This window comes from Ensifer sp. ENS11, from assembly GCF_014851895.1.
Classification (GTDB): domain Bacteria; phylum Pseudomonadota; class Alphaproteobacteria; order Rhizobiales; family Rhizobiaceae; genus Ensifer; species Ensifer canadensis.
On the sequence record NZ_JACVAN010000030.1, the window covers coordinates 61,820 to 78,258 of the forward strand.

Annotated in this window: 21 protein-coding genes; 13 read left to right on the plus strand and 8 right to left on the minus strand. The window is 62.0% G+C overall.

The genetic code is table 11. The annotated features are described in order from the left end of the window. Position 1: 1 nt before the first annotated feature. The 3 genes from IB264_RS32105 to IB264_RS32115 all read right to left on the minus strand — a co-directional run bounded on the left by IB264_RS32105 (position 2) and on the right by IB264_RS32115 (position 1,902). Positions 2–553, minus strand: a complete 552-nt coding sequence (locus IB264_RS32105) for a MaoC family dehydratase (RefSeq protein WP_025428732.1) — start codon at positions 551–553, stop codon at positions 2–4. A 271-nt stretch (positions 554–824) separates the two neighbouring features. Then, positions 825–1,376, minus strand: coding sequence for an MgtC/SapB family protein (locus IB264_RS32110; RefSeq protein ID WP_057208043.1), 552 nt, complete (start codon positions 1,374–1,376; stop codon positions 825–827). 115 nt (positions 1,377–1,491) lie between these two features. Then, positions 1,492–1,902, minus strand: coding sequence for a pseudoazurin (locus tag IB264_RS32115; RefSeq protein WP_107027273.1), 411 nt, complete (start codon positions 1,900–1,902; stop codon positions 1,492–1,494). Positions 1,903–2,166: 264 nt separating this feature from the next. Between IB264_RS32115 and IB264_RS32120 the strand changes: the two genes are divergently transcribed. From IB264_RS32120 to IB264_RS32145, 6 genes are read left to right on the plus strand one after another with little or no spacing between them, the layout of a single operon-like run. Next, positions 2,167–2,748, plus strand: a complete 582-nt coding sequence (locus IB264_RS32120; protein ID WP_234907940.1) for a MarR family winged helix-turn-helix transcriptional regulator — start codon at positions 2,167–2,169, stop codon at positions 2,746–2,748. Between the two features lie 15 nt (positions 2,749–2,763). Beyond that, positions 2,764–3,000 (plus strand): hypothetical protein, encoded by a 237-nt coding sequence (locus IB264_RS32125; RefSeq protein ID WP_156407982.1) that lies wholly within the window; start codon positions 2,764–2,766, stop codon positions 2,998–3,000. Continuing rightward, on the plus strand, positions 2,987–3,535 hold the full coding sequence (locus IB264_RS32130) for a carboxymuconolactone decarboxylase family protein (protein ID WP_057208047.1): 549 nt from the start codon (positions 2,987–2,989) through the stop codon (positions 3,533–3,535). The genes IB264_RS32125 and IB264_RS32130 overlap by 14 nt, the downstream gene beginning before the upstream one ends. A 53-nt stretch (positions 3,536–3,588) precedes the next feature. Beyond that, positions 3,589–4,164 carry a redoxin domain-containing protein gene (locus IB264_RS32135; RefSeq protein WP_057214702.1) on the plus strand — a complete coding sequence of 192 codons (576 nt, stop codon included), beginning with the start codon at positions 3,589–3,591 and terminating at the stop codon, positions 4,162–4,164. Next, a complete protein-coding gene (locus IB264_RS32140; RefSeq protein WP_198956849.1) occupies positions 4,161–4,868 on the plus strand; it encodes a glutamine amidotransferase in 708 nt (235 codons plus the stop codon). The genes IB264_RS32135 and IB264_RS32140 overlap by 4 nt, the downstream gene beginning before the upstream one ends. Next, a complete protein-coding gene (locus tag IB264_RS32145; RefSeq protein ID WP_171520657.1) occupies positions 4,858–5,568 on the plus strand; it encodes an MOSC domain-containing protein in 711 nt (236 codons plus the stop codon). The genes IB264_RS32140 and IB264_RS32145 overlap by 11 nt, the downstream gene beginning before the upstream one ends. Positions 5,569–5,617: 49 nt before the next feature. On the opposite strand, the gene IB264_RS32150 is transcribed toward IB264_RS32145, so the two are convergent. Next, complete coding sequence (locus IB264_RS32150) at positions 5,618–7,051, minus strand: FAD/NAD(P)-binding protein (protein WP_309141684.1); 1,434 nt, start codon at positions 7,049–7,051, stop codon at positions 5,618–5,620. Then, positions 7,048–8,217 carry an FMNH2-dependent alkanesulfonate monooxygenase gene (ssuD, locus tag IB264_RS32155; RefSeq protein ID WP_192435066.1) on the minus strand — a complete coding sequence of 390 codons (1,170 nt, stop codon included), beginning with the start codon at positions 8,215–8,217 and terminating at the stop codon, positions 7,048–7,050. Before ssuD ends, IB264_RS32150 begins: the two co-directional genes overlap by 4 nt. 186 nt (positions 8,218–8,403) lie before the next feature. Between ssuD and IB264_RS32160 the strand changes: the two genes are divergently transcribed. The 4 genes from IB264_RS32160 (at position 8,404) to IB264_RS32175 (ending at position 11,869) form a co-directional block, all read left to right on the plus strand. Continuing rightward, complete coding sequence (locus tag IB264_RS32160) at positions 8,404–8,952, plus strand: flavin reductase family protein (protein ID WP_057208060.1); 549 nt, start codon at positions 8,404–8,406, stop codon at positions 8,950–8,952. A 177-nt stretch (positions 8,953–9,129) separates the two neighbouring features. Continuing rightward, positions 9,130–10,137, plus strand: coding sequence for a taurine ABC transporter substrate-binding protein (gene tauA / locus IB264_RS32165; RefSeq protein WP_025428720.1), 1,008 nt, complete (start codon positions 9,130–9,132; stop codon positions 10,135–10,137). Between the two features lie 101 nt (positions 10,138–10,238). Next, positions 10,239–11,036: a taurine ABC transporter ATP-binding protein gene (locus IB264_RS32170; RefSeq protein WP_192435068.1), complete on the plus strand. Its 798-nt coding sequence runs from the start codon at positions 10,239–10,241 to the stop codon at positions 11,034–11,036. Next, a complete protein-coding gene (locus tag IB264_RS32175) occupies positions 11,033–11,869 on the plus strand; it encodes an ABC transporter permease subunit (protein ID WP_057208064.1) in 837 nt (278 codons plus the stop codon). The genes IB264_RS32170 and IB264_RS32175 overlap by 4 nt, the downstream gene beginning before the upstream one ends. Positions 11,870–11,888: 19 nt before the next feature. On the opposite strand, the gene IB264_RS32180 is transcribed toward IB264_RS32175, so the two are convergent. The 3 genes from IB264_RS32180 to IB264_RS32190 form a co-directional block, all read right to left on the minus strand. After that, on the minus strand, positions 11,889–12,851 hold the full coding sequence (locus IB264_RS32180; protein WP_192435070.1) for an FAD/NAD(P)-binding protein: 963 nt from the start codon (positions 12,849–12,851) through the stop codon (positions 11,889–11,891). Positions 12,852–13,194: 343 nt separating this feature from the next. Continuing rightward, on the minus strand, positions 13,195–13,803 hold the full coding sequence (locus IB264_RS32185) for an alpha/beta hydrolase (protein WP_057208068.1): 609 nt from the start codon (positions 13,801–13,803) through the stop codon (positions 13,195–13,197). Positions 13,804–14,067: 264 nt separating this feature from the next. Continuing rightward, on the minus strand, positions 14,068–14,310 hold the full coding sequence (locus tag IB264_RS32190) for a hypothetical protein (RefSeq protein ID WP_057208070.1): 243 nt from the start codon (positions 14,308–14,310) through the stop codon (positions 14,068–14,070). A 42-nt stretch (positions 14,311–14,352) separates the two neighbouring features. On the opposite strand from IB264_RS32190, the gene cysT reads away from it, so the two are divergent. The 3 genes from cysT to IB264_RS32205 all read left to right on the plus strand — a co-directional run. Next, on the plus strand, positions 14,353–15,219 hold the full coding sequence (gene cysT / locus IB264_RS32195; protein WP_225968517.1) for a sulfate ABC transporter permease subunit CysT: 867 nt from the start codon (positions 14,353–14,355) through the stop codon (positions 15,217–15,219). Then, positions 15,209–16,081: a sulfate ABC transporter permease subunit CysW gene (cysW, locus tag IB264_RS32200; protein WP_025428467.1), complete on the plus strand. Its 873-nt coding sequence runs from the start codon at positions 15,209–15,211 to the stop codon at positions 16,079–16,081. The genes cysT and cysW overlap by 11 nt, the downstream gene beginning before the upstream one ends. 15 nt (positions 16,082–16,096) lie before the next feature. Next, on the plus strand, positions 16,097–16,439 hold a 343-nt coding region (locus IB264_RS32205), incomplete at its 3' end, for an ATP-binding cassette domain-containing protein (RefSeq protein WP_192435072.1).

Below are 16,439 nucleotides of genomic sequence, written 5' to 3' on the forward strand. Positions count from 1 at the left end.
CTTATTTCTCTGTCTTGCCGACGAAGTCAGCCGGATTGTTGTACTTCACCGTCTGCAGATGCTCGCAGTAGAGCACCAGCTCACCCTCGTTCTTGAAGACCTGATAACTGGCCCGGATCAGGCCAAGCTCCTTGTAGCGCGGTGTTTTGTCCATGTTGGTGCGGATCGTGTAGATCGTGTCGCCCAGAAAGACCGGCTTGATGAAGCGCAGCTTGTCATAGCCGTAGGAAAAAGCGTTGACGCAGTTGGTGGCGACGAGGCCGAGGCCGGCCGAAAAAACGAAGGCGCCAGCCACCAGTCGGCGGCCGAAGATGCCTTCCCGTTCCGCGAACATCTGATCCTGGACATAAGGGTGGATGTCGACGACCAGCGTGTTGAACAGGTGGCTGTCGCTCTCGGAGATCGTCCGGCGCAACGAGCGGATGCGCTGGCCGACCGGCCAATCCTCGTAAAACCAGTTTTCGGCATTCCACACCGGAAGGGCAGCGTGATCCTCCGGCATGTCGGTGGGGCGTGTCGTAGACACGCCAACGGTTGGCGAGAATTCATTCATGAGAAAACCCTGCGCTGGCTCGTATCCGCATTGGCAGCTGGCAGCGAGTGGTCGCGCTTATCATATGGGCGCGGCTGTGCTGGTTGGGCATTATCTCCTCCATGAATTTTCTTATGTAAAGATACTGTTCACATATGGAGGCTTTTTGCAAGATGCAAATGACCATTGCGCCCGGCCTGATCTGCCGGCCAAGAAAGCCATGGATCGAAAGAAACGCTGCAGAGCGGTGAGTGAAAAATGGTGCCGTCCCAAGCGGCGCAGGATGCGAAATCTATCGGGTGCTCTTGCGGATGCGGCTCACCTTCTCGTCGCGAGGCTTGGATGCCTGAGGTTGAGGGCCGGGTTGCTCTTCCTCCTCAACTACCGCTTCGAGCCTGCCGACGACGGAAAGAACAAGAAAGGCGGATCCTGTCGCAAAGGCAGCGATGATCCAGTGGCCGAAGCCGAGAGCGAGGCCAATGGCGCCCGCCAACCACAGACTACCGCCGGTCGTCAGGCCCTGGACCTGTCCGCGCGACAGTACGATGGTGCCCGCCGCAAGAAAGGCGACGCCCGCGGTGACCGCTTCAACGACGCGCAAGGGATCGATCCGGACCCGCTCGTCTATGAAGCCCTTCATATAGACGCTTTCAAGCGAGATGACTGCAAAGGTGCAGGCGGCGAGGCAGACGAGCATGTGCGTCTTGAGACCGGCCGGGCGGGCTTTGGCTTCACGCTCGAAGCCAATGATCGAGCCCATCAGCAGGGCCCCGAGAATGCGCGCGAAGATGACCGGATAGGGAATCTGCGACGGCGGAAACATGTCTGCTACGATTTGCTCCATGCGGAACCAACGCGAGTGCTTCGCATTGGTTCCGCATGATGGCGCCGCCTTCCGCCCGGTGGGCGGCGCCGTCGAGCGGCCCGTCCCCGCCCGCTCGTTTCAGTGTGGCTTTGCTTTAGTTGCCGAGTGCTGTGAATGCGGCGTCCAGCCGTTCCTGCGCCTTCTTCGGGTTCTTGGCGCCCTTCGCCGCTGCGAGGTTGGCCGGGCTGTCGCCGACCTGAACCACGCCGACCATGCCCATGCCGTAGTGCGGCGTGCATTTCACGCCGTAGATGCCGGGTGCAGTGAAGGTCACCTTGTAGTTTTCGTTGATTTTGCTCTTGAATGCCTCTGCGCCATCCGGGATCATGCCCTTGATCGTTTCGACGTTGTGGCCCTTGTCGGTCGGGATGAACGTCACCGTGTCGCCGGCCGCAACCTTCAGCGACGCAGGTTCAAACACCATCGCGCCTTCCTTGCCCTTGTTGAGCATGTGCACTTCGAAATCCGCGGCGGTTGCGGGCGCAGCGATAAGCATGACCGCCATTGCGAGGCCCAATCCGCTCTTGATTGCTTTCAACATCGTCTTCTCCGTTTGACCGAGCAGCCCGTGCTTGGGTTGTTCGCCGCAGTATTAGTCCGAAGGCCGTGCACCTAATTTGATGCGCGTCAAATTGGATGCGGATTCCCGGCGACGGTGAATTGACACTAAATAGGACTCCTATATATATCAGGAATGGCAAAGAACACGACGACACCGCCTGCAATTATCGACCGCATAGGCGACGGGTTCGCACGGATAGCGACGGCGATGCGGACCGAAGCATGGACGGCCGCCGACGTGATCGGGTTGAACCCGACACAACTGCAGATCCTGATCTTTCTGGTGGGCCGTGGCAAAGCTGGCATGCGCGTCAAACAGATCGCAGCCCATCTCGGCGTCAGCCAACCGACTGCGACGGATTCGATCAATGCACTGACGCGCAAGGGTTTTGTCGAGAAGCTGGCGGACCCTTCGGATGCGCGGGCCGTAGCGGTGGCCGCGACGGCCGAAGGCGAGGCCGCCGTGCGCCGCGCCGGCATGATTGCCTCGGCGACAGACGCTGCCTTTGCGTCGCTATCGACGCTCGAACAGGAAGATCTGCTGCTTCATCTGGTCAAGATCATCCGCACGCTGCAGGCGTCCGGCGCCATCCCGGAACAACGCATGTGTGTGAACTGCCGATACTTCCAGCCCAATGCCTATCCGGGTTCGAAAGAGCCGCACCATTGCGCCTTCGTCAACGCACCGTTTGGCCAAGCGGATTTGCGCATCGATTGCGGCGAATACGAAACGGCAGACGCCTCAAGCCAGGCCGCCGCCTGGAAGATATTCAACCGTGGCGCGGCCTGAGGTGGGGCAGATGCAATGAAGTACACCACCGACCCATCATTTGTTTCGACCAATGGACCGGCGCTGCCACGCCCCAGCGTGCTGACGTCGGCACCAGGACAAACCGCTTCACCCTCGGGACCAAAGGATTTCACCGCATTCAAGCGCGCTTTCGGCCCCGATGATGTCGGCGCCGGCCCGTCGACTGCCATCGGCGGACCGGCATTTTCTCCCTCCACGCAAATAGAAAGAGAAAACCATGAGCAGAATTAATCTAGTTGACCCCAAGACGGCAACCGGTGCCAGTGCAGAACTGCTGGGCAGCATCCACGCGGCCTTCGGCGCGACACCGAACATGTTCAAGGCGGTGGCCAATTCCCCGGCGGCACTTGCCAGCATGTGGGGTTCGTTCGGCGCGCTTGGCAATGGCCGGCTCGGCGCCAAACTCGGCGAGCAGATTGCCGTCGCCGTCGCTGACCGCAATGATTGCCACTATTGCCTGGCGGCGCATACGGCTCTCGGCCGCAAGGCCGGCGCGACAGCGCAGGACATGGCTGACGCCCAACGCGGCCACTCCGCTGATCCGAAGACCGCGGCGGTGCTTTCATTCGTCCGCATCCTGGTCGACGAACGCGGTCAGGTCTCGGATGCTGACGTCAAGGCGTTGCGCAATGCCGGCTTCGACGATCAGGACATTGTCGAGATCATCGCGCACGTGGCGCTCAATCTCTTCACCAACTACATCAACGTGGCCCTCGCCGTGCCGGTCGATTTCCCCGGCGTCAAGCTCGTGCGCGAAGCGGCCTGACATCCCGCCGGGCAGGTCCTGCCTGCCCGGCCCCTCCCAAAAGGAATGGCCTCATGATCGCTGATCTCTCAAATCAGGCGCCGGAACTGGACGTGAGCAACTGGTTCAACACCGCAACGCCGCTGAGCCTCGGCATGCTGCGCGGACGCGTCGTCTTCATCCACGCCTTTCAGATGCTTTGCCCCGCCTGCGTATCGTACGGATTGCCGCAGACCCAGCGCGTGCAGCGGCTGTTTCGCGACACCGATCTCCAAGTGATCGGCCTGCACACGGTTTTCGAACATCATACGGCGATGGGTCCGGAGGCCCTCAAGGCGTTCATCCACGAATACCGTCTAAGCTTTCCGATCGGCGTCGACGCGGCATCACCCGATACGCCGATACCGCGCACGATGCAGGGCTACGGGATGCGTGGCACGCCCACGACCATCATCATTGGCCGCGACGGCAAGGTCCGCCACCATCGATTCGGGATCGAGGACGATCTGCTCGTCGGAGCTTGGCTGGCGACAGCACTTGCAGAACCGCTGCCGGCAACGACTGTGCCGGTGGACATCGCCGGCTGCACGACTGACGGCTGCGCAATTCCCGATGAGATTTCACGTCGAATAGAGACAGGAAAGCGATGACACTGAAATCGGCCCTGGTGATCAGGCATGTTCATTTCGAGGATCTCGGCACCTTTGCCGCTCCCCTTCGCGCTGACTACGGGATAGAATACCGCGATGTCGGAACCGCCGATTTTCTGGATTTCGCGCCGGACGCCCCCGACCTTGTCGTTGTACTCGGCGGACCGATCGGCGCCTACGAGGACCGGACCTACCCGTTTCTGCAGCGGGAGGTCGAGGTGCTGGCAGCACGACTGAAGACCGGTCGGCCGACCCTCGGCATCTGCCTTGGCGCGCAGCTGATTGCGCGCGCAAGCGGCGCGCGGGTCTTTCCATTGGGGATCAAGGAGATCGGTTTCGACCCGATCAGCCTTAGCGAGGCCGGCCGTGCTTCTCCGCTTCGTCATCTGGATGGCGTGCCGATGCTGCATTGGCACGGCGATACCTACGATCTTCCCGCCGGCGCCACTTTGCTGGCGTCGACCCCAAAGACCGTGCAGCAGGCGTTTTCCATCGGCAACAATATTCTCGGGCTTCAGTTTCACCCCGAGGCGGATGCGGGAGTGGCGTTTGAGCGGTGGCTGGTCGGTCACGCCTGCGAGCTGGTGGCGGCAAAGATCGACATCGGAAAACTTCGCGACGATGCGACGCAATACGGGGCCACACTAGCGACGGCCGCCGACTCGATGATGACGGCATGGTTGGAGCAGTTGCATGCGGCCTGAGCAAATAAAGCCGATTGCCCTCAATGCATTGCTGGTGGGTTCACTGACCGCCATCGATGAACGCGGGACGCAAAGCGGTATCGACAAGAAGCCGGTCGCCGGGGCGTTGCACCTGTCGCCGACCGGCTTCGTTGGCGATCACCAGGGCGACCTTAAACGACACGGCGGCATCGAGAAGGCTGTGCACCACTACCCCGGCGATCATTACCGGCTCTGGCGGTCGGAGATCGACCCGGCAGCGGTTCTCGATCACCCTGGAGCGTTCGGCGAAAACCTGTCGACATCCGGACTGACGGAAGATGATGTGGCCGTCGGAGATCGGTTTCGCCTGGGCCGTGCCCTGCTCGAAGTCAGCCAGGGCCGGCAGCCGTGCTGGAAACTGAACAAGCGCTTCGGTCAAAGCGACATGGCCCGCCGTGTCCAGCAATCCGGTCGCACCGGATGGTACTACCGCGTGATCGAGGAAGGGCGCGTTTGCGCGGAAGACGCCCTCGCTCTGGTCGAGCGCCGATACCCGACTTGGACCATCAGGCGACTCTGGCATTACCTCTACGTCGACACGATGAACCGGGACGCCCTTCAGGAGATTGCTAACCTCGATATCTTGCCGACGAACTGGCGCGACTACGCGATCAAGCGGCTGGCGACCCGCAGGGTCGAGGACTGGACGCGGCGTCTTGAGGGCCAGCACGAAGGGTAGATGTGGCCCCGGCTTGCTTGCCCGGCAAACGTAGAAAGCCTGCTCTGTGTCAGGCGATTTGCACCGCAGGCCTCGACCGGGACTGGCTTGCGAGACGCTGCGCGACCTGATGAGCGACGAAGATCGCATGATCATTCACCTGCGGCAGCCCCATCAACTCGCCGAATGTGCCGCGGGCAAGCGGGCCGGCGATGAAAAGCGCGTCGTCGCTTTTTCCGTCGCGGTCGGCTGCGCGGCTTTGTTCATCGCAGGCAAGGCCGAGGCCCACCCCATCCAGTTGCAAATGGCCAGCATCGGCCATATCGGCCAGCCAACCCTGGCTCCTGAGGATAGCCGTGTGCGCCGGGCCGGTGGTCACGACGCAGGCGTCAAATGTCATCTGCTCGCACTTGCCGGTATGACGGTGTCTAACCTCGGCGGTGATGGTCTCGCCGGCCCGGGCTATCTCTTTCACCGATCCGCCAAGAACCCTGACGTCGCCGCGGTCAAGTCCTTGCGCGATGACCGCATCGATCTGCGGTGCGACCCGGAAGCGATGCACATCCCAATAGGACCTCAGGTGGCGAACAAGTCGTTTTCGCTCCGGAATAGATAGCGCTCCCCAGATTTCGCCGCCCTGGGCGCGCAACGCGTCGAAAACCGCGTGCCAGCTATGACCCGCCGTCGGCGCCTCCTGAACTGCCTGGCGTATCCTACGCAACAGCGAACGAGCGGTTCGCGAAGGATTGGTGACGAAATCGCCAAATGGCTCCTGCGCCGTTGTCGCGTGTCCCCTCGACCGAAGCCCCCGGCGGGAAAGGGCGGTGATCGGCCCTCGGTGGCCGTTGCGTCTGAGCGAGGCGATGACATCGGCCGAAGTCAGTCCGTTGCCGATCAGGAGGACGCGATCCTCCCCGCGGATTACGGATAGGGCGCCTGACAATGTCGAGTCGGCGACGAAACGTGGATGGCTGGCGAGCGCCTTGGCAATGTGCCGGGGTGCACACGGTGCCGGGTGGGTCGTGGCAACGATGGCGATGTCGGCCAGGATATCAGTTCCTCCATCGGCCGCGATCCGCCATTGCTCGCCCGTCCTGACGATCTGGGCCACCCGTTCGTGACAGTGCTGGACCTGACCGCTCCGAAGAAAAGGTGCGATGAAGTCGCCGACATAGCGGCCGAAGACCGCGCGCCGAGGGTAGAGATTCCCGTCTTCGGTCAGCGCATCCTGGTCGTCGCGCGGCTCACCTTCAGCGGCCAGCCAGTGCAGAAAATCGTCCGGCTCATCCGGTATCAGGCTCATGCGCGCCGCCGGTACGTTGATGCGATGCGCCGGATCGGAGGTGTCGTAGGCAAGACCGGCACCCAGGCGCCCCCGAGGCTCGAAGACGATGATATCGACCGCCTGACCGGTCGTGTTCTTGGCTAGGTTGGCGGCAACCGCCGCCCCGGTGAAGCCACCGCCGATGATTGCGACAACCGGTCGGCGGGGTCGACGCTTCACGATTGCGACACCTTTAGCTTGGGCCTGTGGTCGCCGGCAATGGTCTCGCCGAACGGACCGGTATTGATCGATGTTTCGCGCGCGGGAACCGCGTGACCCAGCGGCAGGTTTGGCAGCACGAGCTCGCCGAAGCGATAGGCCTCCTCCAGGTGCGGGTAGCCAGACATGATGAACGTATCGATGCCGATCTCGCGGTACTCTTCCATCCGCGCCTTGACCTGATCCGGATCACCGACAAGGGCGGTGCCCGCACCGCCGCGCACAAGCCCGACGCCGGCCCAGAGGTTGGGCGCCACCTCGAGCTTGTCGCGCCGGCCGCCATGCAACCGGCTCATACGACTTTGACCTACCGAATCCATACGCTCGAACACCTTTTGTGCCGCGGCGATCGTCTCGTCATCGACATATTGTATCAGGTCGTCGGCCGCCCGCCATGCTTCCTTTGCGGTCTCGCGCACGATCACATGCAGCCGGATGCCAAATGTAACTTCCCGGCCCTCGGCCTCAGCCAGTGCGCGCACTTCGGCAATCTTTCTGGCGACATCTTCCGGTGGCTCACCCCAGGTCAGATATTTGTCGATCGTTCTGGCCGCCACCTCCTGGCCCTTGCCCGAGGAACCGCCGAAATAGAGCGGCGGATGCGGCGTCTGCACCGACTGGAACAGCAGCTTGCCGCCTTCGATATCGAAATGTTTTCCCTTGAAAGTAACGTCTTCGCCGCGAAGGACTGATTTGTAGACGTTGAGAAACTCCTCGGTGACTTCGTAGCGCTCGCCATGCGACAGGTGGATGCCATCGCCCTTGTTTTCCGTCGGGTCGCCGCCCGTCACCACGTTGATCAGCAGCCGTCCCTCGGAAAGCCGGTCGAGCGTTGCCGTCATCCGGGCTGCCAGCATCGGTGAAAGCAGTCCAGGCCGCACCGCAATCAGGAAGCGCAGATTCTCGGTCAAGGGTGCCAGGGCTGACGCCACCACCCAGCTGTCCTCGCAACTGCGGCCAGTGGGGATCAACACACCGTAGTAGCCCAGCGCATCGGCCGCCTGGGCGACCTGTTTCAGATAGTTGAGGTCGACATTGCGCCCTCCCCGTGATGTGCCGAGATAGCGGCTGTCGCCGTGAGTGGGCAGGAACCAGAGAACGTTGACTTTGTCAGGCGTGTTGCTCATGCGAATTCTCCTCGGACACGATCGACGGCAGGCGCCAGACAGGCGCCGGCAGTCGAAAAAAGATAAACTCTATAAAATTTATTGACAATGAAAAATCCGGCGATCATTTTTGAGTAGAGGAAAAATTTTTTCCCGGATCGCGGCTTCACGACCGGGAAGCAGGTCAAATTTTTCGAGGATTTTGCCATGAACATCGCTCTCGCCGCTTCCAGTGCATTCACGACATCAAGTCATGCGATCGATCGCCCTAACCCCATCACGCCATCGGAACTGAAATCCGCCATGCGCAACCTGTCGGGCGGCGTCTCGGTCATCACCGCCGGTATCGGCGACGATCGCACAGGCGCGACGGTAACGTCGGCAACGGCGCTTTCGGTCGATCCACCGACGATGATCGTCAACATCAACCGGACGTCATCCACCTGGCCGGTGATCGAGCGTTACCAGCATTTCTGCGTCAACATTCTCGCAAGCCAGCAGCAGCACGTGGCCGAGCGCTTCGCGGGCTTTGGTGGTCTCAAAGGCGCGGCACGCTACGGCGGCGCAGACTGGCGGACCCTCGTCAGCGGCGCTTCCGCCCTGAATGGGGCACTTGCCGCGATCGATTGCGAAGTCGAGGAGATCATCGAGCGTCATAGCCACGCCATCATCCTGGGACGGGTCCTGGCGATTGCGGCAGGCTCAGGCGAACCCGTCCTCTACCACAGCGGCCGTTACGGCAGTTTCCTGCCGTAACTGGAGGGGACCACGTTCGAGCGGGCAAAGATGATGCCCAATCGACCGAAGTTTGGAATGGCTTCATACCCCGTCGCACAAACGGGGTATTTTTTATCTCTATAAAATCCATGGGTTTTGAGATTATCAGCGCAGGCTCCACGACGGGGCCATCGGTAAACCGTTGAGGAGCAGGCAATGACAATAGCAAGACGTACCCTTCTGGTATCAACCGCAGCGCTGGTGTTGGCGACGCAGGGACTGCTTGCGGCCCAGGCCGCGGACACCACACTGACCATCGGTTATCAGCCGATCGTCGAGCCGTCGCACGTGCCGCAGGCCGATGGCACCTATGAGAAGGTGACCGGCGCGAAAATCAACTGGCAGAAGTTCGACGGCGGCGCCGATGTCATCGCGGCGCTTGCATCCGGCTCGATCGACATCGGCTATGTCGGCTCGTCGCCGCTCGCAGCTGCGGCCAGCCGGGAACTGCCGTTCGAAACCATCTTCGTCGTCGGCCTGATCAGCGACGCGGAAGCCCTGGCCGTCAAGGGCGTCAGCAAGCCGGAAGAACTCGCCGGCAAGAAGATCGCAACACCCTTCGTGTCGACGGCTCACTACAGCCTGCTGACGGCGCTAAAGCACTGGAACATCGATCCGAAATCGGTGGAGATCCTCAACCTGCGCCCGCCGGAAATTGCGGCGGCCTGGCAGCGCGGCGACATCGACGGCGCCTATGTCTGGGATCCGGTGCTGTCCGAGATCAAGAAGACATCGACCGTCTTGGCCACCTCTGCCGACGTTGCCAAGTGGGGTGGCCCGACCTTCGATGCCTGGATCGTCAGCAAGAAATTCGCCGAAGAACATCCGGATATCGTCACCGGGTTCGTTAAGGTCACCGGTGACGCCTATGCCGACTATCGGGCCAATCCGGATACATGGAATGCCACGTCGAAACAGGCCGAAAAGATCGCTCGTTTGACCGGCGCCAAGCCGGAGGACGTGCCCGCCCTGCTCAAGGGATATTACTTCCCATCATTGGAGGAGCAGGCAACATCCGATCTTCTCGGCGGCGCAACGGCCAAGGCCATTGCAGAAACGTCGGCCTTCCTGCTCGAGCAGGGAAAGATCCCGGCGGTTCTGACCGATTACGGCCCTTACGTCTCGGCGAGCTGGGCGCAGGAAGCCGCCAAGCTCTCGTTCTGAGCAGGGCGGGATTGCCTTGGGAGCGGTTGGCGGCACGACTGTGGGCGTGAACCCCGCCAACCCATCCTTCGAACCATGTTGTAGATTATGGGAACTGCACAATGTCCGTGCTTGCGCTTGAGAATGTCTCGTTGCGATACGCCCCTGGCGAAGGGGGAGCGCAAGCACCGCTGGTTCTCGACCGGATCAGTCTGGAGATTGCCGGCGACGATTTCGTCGTGGTCATCGGCAGATCCGGTTCGGGCAAGACGAGCCTGCTCAATCTGGCGGCCGGCTTTTTGACGCCAAGCAGCGGCCGGATCTCGCTTGATGGCCGGTCGTTGTCGGGCCCCGGTTCCGATCGTGCCGTCGTTTTTCAGGATGACGCGCTTTACCCATGGCTGAGCGCGATCGAAAACGTTGCATTCCCTTTGCGCCTGCGGGGTGTCGGCAAGGACCAACGATTGAAGGAAGCACAGTCTCTGCTGGAGCGCGTCGGTTTGCCGGATGCGGCAGAGCGCAAGGTGTGGGAGCTTTCCGGCGGCATGCGCCAGCGTGTCGGCATTGCCAGAGCCCTGGCTTCGCAGCCACGGTTCCTACTGATGGACGAGCCGCTCGGCGCATTGGATGCGCTGACGCGTGTGCGCATGCAAGGCTTTCTCCTGGACATGTGGCGGGCCAGCCGGGCCGGTGCACTGCTCATCACACACAGCATCGATGAAGCCTTGATGCTAGCGACGCGCATCGTCGTCTTGACCGCGAACCCGGGCCGGATCGCCAAGATCATTCCGGTCAGCTTCGGTCGGGACTATCTCTCCGGAATACCTCAAAACGAGCTGCGCGCCGCTGCCGAATTCAAGCGGTTGCACGATGATTTGACCGGTCTCATTCATTCCGAAGACGAAGGTGTGGCAGCATGACCCTTTCCCTGGAAGCGACGTCCACCCGCCCCGATCCAAGCGGCGAAATCGAGGTCAAGCCGCCACGCACGCTGCCCGTTCTTTGGATTTCAGCAGCAACCGTCGCTGCGCTGGTCGGCCTTTGGAGCCTCGTTTCCTCCTATGGCCTGGTGCCGCCGCTGTTCCTGCCATCGCCGCTCGCGGTCCTTCGGGCGCTGAGCGGCCTGACGCTGACGGGCTTTGTCGACGCGACACTCGCCCAGCATATCGCCGCCAGCCTTTCACGTATCTTCGGTGCGCTTGGTGCCGCGCTCATCCTCGGCGTGCCCGCGGGCCTTGCGATCGGCACCAGCCGTTGGGGCAAGGGCATTCTCGATCCGATCGTCGAGTTTCTGCGTCCGCTGCCGCCGCTCGCCTATCTGCCCCTCGTCATCATCTGGCTTGGTATCGGCGAGGCATCGAAGATCGCCGTGATTGCGCTCGCAATGCTGCCGCCGATCATTCTCTCGACGGCTGCGGGCGTGAAATCCGCATCGCCCGACCACATTAATGCCGCGCGCGCTTTCGGCGCATCGCGACGGCAATTGCTGCTGCATGTGATCCTGCCGGGCGCGCTGCCATCCATTCTCACCGGCACACGCATTGCGCTCGGCGCCGGTTGGTCGACCCTGGTTGCCGCCGAGCTCGTGGCGGCGACACGCGGCCTTGGCTTCATGATCCAATCGGCGGCCCAGTTCCTGGTCACCGACATCGTCATAGCCGGCATCGTGGTGATCGCTGCCGTCGCCTTCCTGTTTGAAGTCGTTGCACGACGGATCGAGCGGCGGCTGGTGCCGTGGTCGCACCACCGCTGACGGGCAACCACGGCTCTTCCTATGCAGACTTCTGCGTCACCCGGCGGCGCGTGGCGATCAATCGGGCGGCAGCATAGGTTTGCGTGACGATCTCGGGCACCAGATCGATATCGGGCAGGCTACCGAGACCCAGGGGGCCGATCGCATAGAGGTTGGCCGTTGGGTGGCTGTCTGAAAGCACCTCGCCTGCCGGGCTGACGGCGAGGCCGAGCCCGAGCTCGTCCGGCTGCGCCAGACCGCCGGCAAAGAGGTTCTGAATGACCGGGGCCTTGAGGTCAGGCGCAGAGATCTCGCCGGCATAGCCGTTGTCGCGCATTTGCAGCAGGCGATCGACGACACGCACCCCGCTGCCGAGCAGCACCGCATGGCGCGGCACCACCAGACGCCGCGCTCTCACCAGGGGACGTTCATCGTCCGCAACCTCCATTTCAAGCGCGCGGATACCGAATCCGGTGGCGAGTACCGCAACGTCGCATTCGATCGAGCCTTCTTCCTGCAGGACCAGGAAGCGCCCGGATGGCAGCTTTCGCAGGCCCAGCACCGCCTGGCAGGAGAGCTGCATGGAGATATCCGGCCGCCGCGTCAACGCTTCGGAAAAGCGCTGGTAGACGTAGTCGCTGAAGATGCTCTTCGGTACGAAGATCTGCTGGAAGCCTGGAATGGCGGCTGAGACGGCGGAGCGAAAATCCTGGTTGGCACAGAGCCAATCGTTGAAATCCTCCGGCTGTCCGGCGGCCACCGACAGATCGCGCACGCGGCTATTGAGGATTTCGCCGCTCTGGGCGGCGGCCATGACCTGCCCGCCACTGATGGTCGGTTGCGGGTCAAAGAGATGAACATGAAATGCTGTTCGCACCGACTTCATCAGCGCGATCGCCATCATGATCCCCGAGAAGCCGCGGCCAATGATGGCAATGCGCGGCTTTTCCCGAGGGCTGTCACTGTCGGGCGAAATCTTGGCAAACAATCCGTGGACAGTCATGTGAGCTCCCTTGTGGCCCGACTGCGGTCAGTCGGCAAAGTTTGAAACGCATGGCTGTTCCGATCCCGAACACGGATCGGACCTTGGGGTATCGCCCAGCACCGAGATCGGCCGCTGACGGGGCTCAAATCTGCAGTGTCGGGGATGGTGCCGCCAGCCGCATGGGCCGGCGAGGAGGTATCCGTTGTTCTGGCTGGCCTGGCACCTCGGCACATGGTCATCCCTATACGGCATACTCTATAAAGTTTATGCGCTATTAAAACGCGATTTCCAGCGGACATCAAGCCCTTTGTGTCGCCCCTGCGTTTCGAGCCGCACGTAGAAGGTGAAACCGCGCCGGTATCTATCGGCCAGCGACGACGCGACCCTCCCGGTTTTCAGCGATTTGTGCAGCGCTCGCCGGGGGCTGTTCGCGCCGTGCGATGCCATTCAGGACTGTCAGCAGGTCGTAGCCGCGCGACCACCGGCCAAAACCGCTCGCGACATTGATGTGCCCGGCATGACCGAGATCGACGAGCCGGCTGCCCCAGCGGGTCGAGATGTGCCGCAATCGGTCGAACGACATATAGGGGTCGTTGAGGCTGCCGACGATCAGGCTCGGAAACGGCAACGGATGCTCGGGCATGGCGCCGAACGCGATCGAGCCGGGATGCAGCCGCCCCGTCACGTCTAGATCGCAGGGCGCCACCAGAAGCGCGCTTCTGATCTGCCGTGCCAGCGGTCGACGCGCCAGACTGGCAACGAGGATGCAGCCCAGGCTGTGGGCAACAACGTCCACGACACCGTGACGGAGAATGGTGCGCTCCAGCGCGTCACGCCACCGCTCGAGCACCGGATGGTCCCAGTCATCTTGCTCGACGAGCGTCGCCCGCGGCTGGTCGTCCAGCCAGTGACGCTGCCAGTGCCCCGCGCCCGAGCCGAAAAGACCGGGGATGATCAAGGTTTTTGCCATGGTATCAGCCTCTTGCGACACGGGCCAAGTGGCGGTGCGCCGATCGTCTTCCTATCAAACAATTCATGGGGCGATTATGCGAAGGCAACTGGCATGAGGTAAGCAAGGAATACCCAATATCCATAAAATCTATAGCATAGCTTTCTGCGGCTTTGAATCAGTGCACTGAAATTGCCGTATCGGCTGTGGAACAATGCTTGAGGCAGAGTGTTTCCTTTGACGCGTTTCTCAGCGAAATCAGTTTCGTTTTGAGGCCCCCGGCAGTCAAAAATTGCGTTGTTGGTGCCTGCGAAATTGATAGTTTGACGCGAGGACTTCGGCGGCAAGCGCAATCGAAGTTTTGAGGAGTGGTGCTGTGTTCGGCCAACTCGACAAGCCGGGCGAAAGAACAGCAAGGTTGGCGGCGGACCAGATAGGTTTTGCCCGACCGGCGGTGCTAAGGCGTCGGGTTTGTTTGAGCTTGATCGGAATGGCGATCGCCTGGTTGGAAACGGCCGGGTCGATCATTGAGGACCGCTTGGGTTTTTTGCCTTGGGCATGAGAGGTGAGTTGGATTTGAGAGAGCATGGCCACAACAGGCGCTGGCGGTTTCGTCAGCCGAGCGTGCTTCCGGGGTTCGGTCTGGCGCTCGGCGTCACGCTATTCTGGCTGGTGCTGATCATCCTCATTCCGCTGTCGGGCCTGATCTGGCGCTCGAGCGGCCTTGGCTGGTCGCAGTTCATGACGCTGGCACTCGACACCCGCACGCTCAATGCACTCAGGATCAGTTTCGGCACGGCCTTTGTCGCCGCCATCGTCAATCTGATCTTCGGCGTCATCCTCGCCTGGGTGCTGGTGCGCTATCGTTTCCCCGGCAAGCGGGTGATCGACGCCATGGTCGACCTGCCTTTTGCGCTGCCGACGGCGGTCGCCGGCATTGCGCTGGCGACACTGTATGCCCCGAACGGCTGGATCGGCGCGCTGCTGGCCCCACTTGGCATCAAGATCGCCTTTACCCCCGTCGGCATCGTCATCGCGCTGATCTTCGTCGGCCTGCCCTTCGTCGTCCGGACCGTGCAGCCGATCATGGAGGAGATCGACAAGGAAGTGGAGGAGGCCGCCGCCACGCTCGGCGCCAGCCGCTTCCAGACGATCCGCCGGGTGCTGTTGCCGGGACTGCTGCCGGCTGGGCTGACCGGCTTTGCGCTCGCCTTTGCCCGCGGCGTCGGCGAATACGGCTCGGTGATCTTCATCGCCGGCAACCTGCCCTACGTCTCCGAGATCGCCCCGCTCTTGATCGTCATCCGGCTGGAAGAGTTTAATTATCCCGCCGCCACCGCCATTGCCGCGGTGATGCTGGTGATCTCCTTTGCCATGCTGCTCGTCATCAACTCGATCCAGGCCTGGAGCCGGCGGAGATATGTCTATGTCGCCTGATCTCGCTACAGCCGCCCATCACGTGCGCGCCGCCACCTCGGAAAGCCGCTTTGCTCGCTTAAGCCTGATCGCTGCAGCGCTTGCCTTCGTCGCCTTGTTCCTGCTGCTGCCGCTGGCCGCCGTCTTTACCGAGGCGCTGCGCAAGGGACCGGCCGAGTTCCTGTCGGCGCTTGGCGATGCCGAGACCTTCTCCGCCATCCGCCTGACGCTGATTGTCGCCGCCATCGCCGTGCCGCTCAACCTCGTCTTCGGCGTCGCCGCCGCCTGGGCGATCGCCAAGTTCGAGTTCATCGGCAAGGCCTTCCTGACGACGCTGATCGACCTGCCGTTCTCGGTCTCGCCGGTGATCTCCGGTCTGGTCTTCGTGCTTCTGTTCGGCTCGCACAGCCTCATCGGCCCGTGGCTGCAGAGCCATGGCATCCAGATCCTGTTTGCCGTGCCGGGGCTGGTGCTGGCCACCGTCTTCGTCACCTTCCCCTTCGTTGCCCGCGAACTGATCCCGTTGATGCAGGAACAGGGCACCAGCGACGAGGAGGCGGCGCTGTCCTTGGGCGCATCCGGCTGGCAGACCTTCTGGCATGTGACGCTGCCCAACATCAAATGGGGGCTGCTTTACGGCGTGCTCCTGTGCAACGCCCGCGCCATGGGCGAGTTCGGCGCGGTGTCGGTGGTCTCGGGCCATATTCGTGGCCAGACCAACACCATGCCGTTGCAGGTGGAAATCCTCTATAATGAATATAACTTCGTCGCCGCCTTTGCGGTTGCGACGTTGCTGGCGCTGCTGGCGCTGGTCACCCTCGTCTTGAAAACGGCGCTCGAGCTTCGCTACAGCGCCGAGATCGCCGCCAGCCGCAGGCATTGAAAGGTCCGGATCGTCATGGAAGTCCGCGTTCAGAACATACGCAAGGAATTCGGCCGCTTTCCGGCGCTCGACGATGTCTCGCTCGACATCCGCTCGGGCGAGCTGATCGCGCTGCTCGGCCCCTCCGGCTCGGGCAAGACGACGCTGTTGCGGCTGGTCGCCGGTCTCGAAAGCCCGACCGACGGCACGATCTTCTTCGGCGACGAGGATGCCTCGCAAAAGACCGTGCAAGAGCGCAACATCGGCTTCGTGTTCCAGCACTATGCCCTGTTCCGTCACATGACGGTGCTCGACAATGTCGCCTTCGGGCTGAAGGTGCGTCCGGCCAACCGCCGGCCACCGGCGGCCGACATCCGCA

Excerpts from the sequence above, each read along its gene's own strand:
- IB264_RS32105 (WP_025428732.1), bottom strand. The coding sequence starts at position 553 with ATGAATGAATTCTCGCCAACCGTTGGCGTGTCTACGACACGCCCCACC.
- IB264_RS32110 (WP_057208043.1), bottom strand. The coding sequence starts at position 1,376 with ATGGAGCAAATCGTAGCAGACATGTTTCCGCCGTCGCAGATTCCCTAT.
- IB264_RS32115 (WP_107027273.1), bottom strand. The coding sequence starts at position 1,902 with ATGGCGGTCATGCTTATCGCTGCGCCCGCAACCGCCGCGGATTTCGAA.
- IB264_RS32120 (WP_234907940.1), top strand. The coding sequence starts at position 2,167 with ATGCGGACCGAAGCATGGACGGCCGCCGACGTGATCGGGTTGAACCCG.
- IB264_RS32125 (WP_156407982.1), top strand. The coding sequence starts at position 2,764 with ATGAAGTACACCACCGACCCATCATTTGTTTCGACCAATGGACCGGCG.
- IB264_RS32130 (WP_057208047.1), top strand. The coding sequence starts at position 2,987 with ATGAGCAGAATTAATCTAGTTGACCCCAAGACGGCAACCGGTGCCAGT.
- IB264_RS32135 (WP_057214702.1), top strand. The coding sequence starts at position 3,589 with ATGATCGCTGATCTCTCAAATCAGGCGCCGGAACTGGACGTGAGCAAC.
- IB264_RS32140 (WP_198956849.1), top strand. The coding sequence starts at position 4,161 with ATGACACTGAAATCGGCCCTGGTGATCAGGCATGTTCATTTCGAGGAT.
- IB264_RS32145 (WP_171520657.1), top strand. The coding sequence starts at position 4,858 with ATGCGGCCTGAGCAAATAAAGCCGATTGCCCTCAATGCATTGCTGGTG.
- ssuD (WP_192435066.1), bottom strand. The coding sequence starts at position 8,217 with ATGAGCAACACGCCTGACAAAGTCAACGTTCTCTGGTTCCTGCCCACT.
- IB264_RS32160 (WP_057208060.1), top strand. The coding sequence starts at position 8,404 with ATGAACATCGCTCTCGCCGCTTCCAGTGCATTCACGACATCAAGTCAT.
- tauA (WP_025428720.1), top strand. The coding sequence starts at position 9,130 with ATGACAATAGCAAGACGTACCCTTCTGGTATCAACCGCAGCGCTGGTG.
- IB264_RS32170 (WP_192435068.1), top strand. The coding sequence starts at position 10,239 with ATGTCCGTGCTTGCGCTTGAGAATGTCTCGTTGCGATACGCCCCTGGC.
- IB264_RS32175 (WP_057208064.1), top strand. The coding sequence starts at position 11,033 with ATGACCCTTTCCCTGGAAGCGACGTCCACCCGCCCCGATCCAAGCGGC.
- IB264_RS32180 (WP_192435070.1), bottom strand. The coding sequence starts at position 12,851 with ATGACTGTCCACGGATTGTTTGCCAAGATTTCGCCCGACAGTGACAGC.
- IB264_RS32185 (WP_057208068.1), bottom strand. The coding sequence starts at position 13,803 with ATGGCAAAAACCTTGATCATCCCCGGTCTTTTCGGCTCGGGCGCGGGG.
- IB264_RS32190 (WP_057208070.1), bottom strand. The coding sequence starts at position 14,310 with ATGATCGACCCGGCCGTTTCCAACCAGGCGATCGCCATTCCGATCAAG.
- cysW (WP_025428467.1), top strand. The coding sequence starts at position 15,209 with ATGTCGCCTGATCTCGCTACAGCCGCCCATCACGTGCGCGCCGCCACC.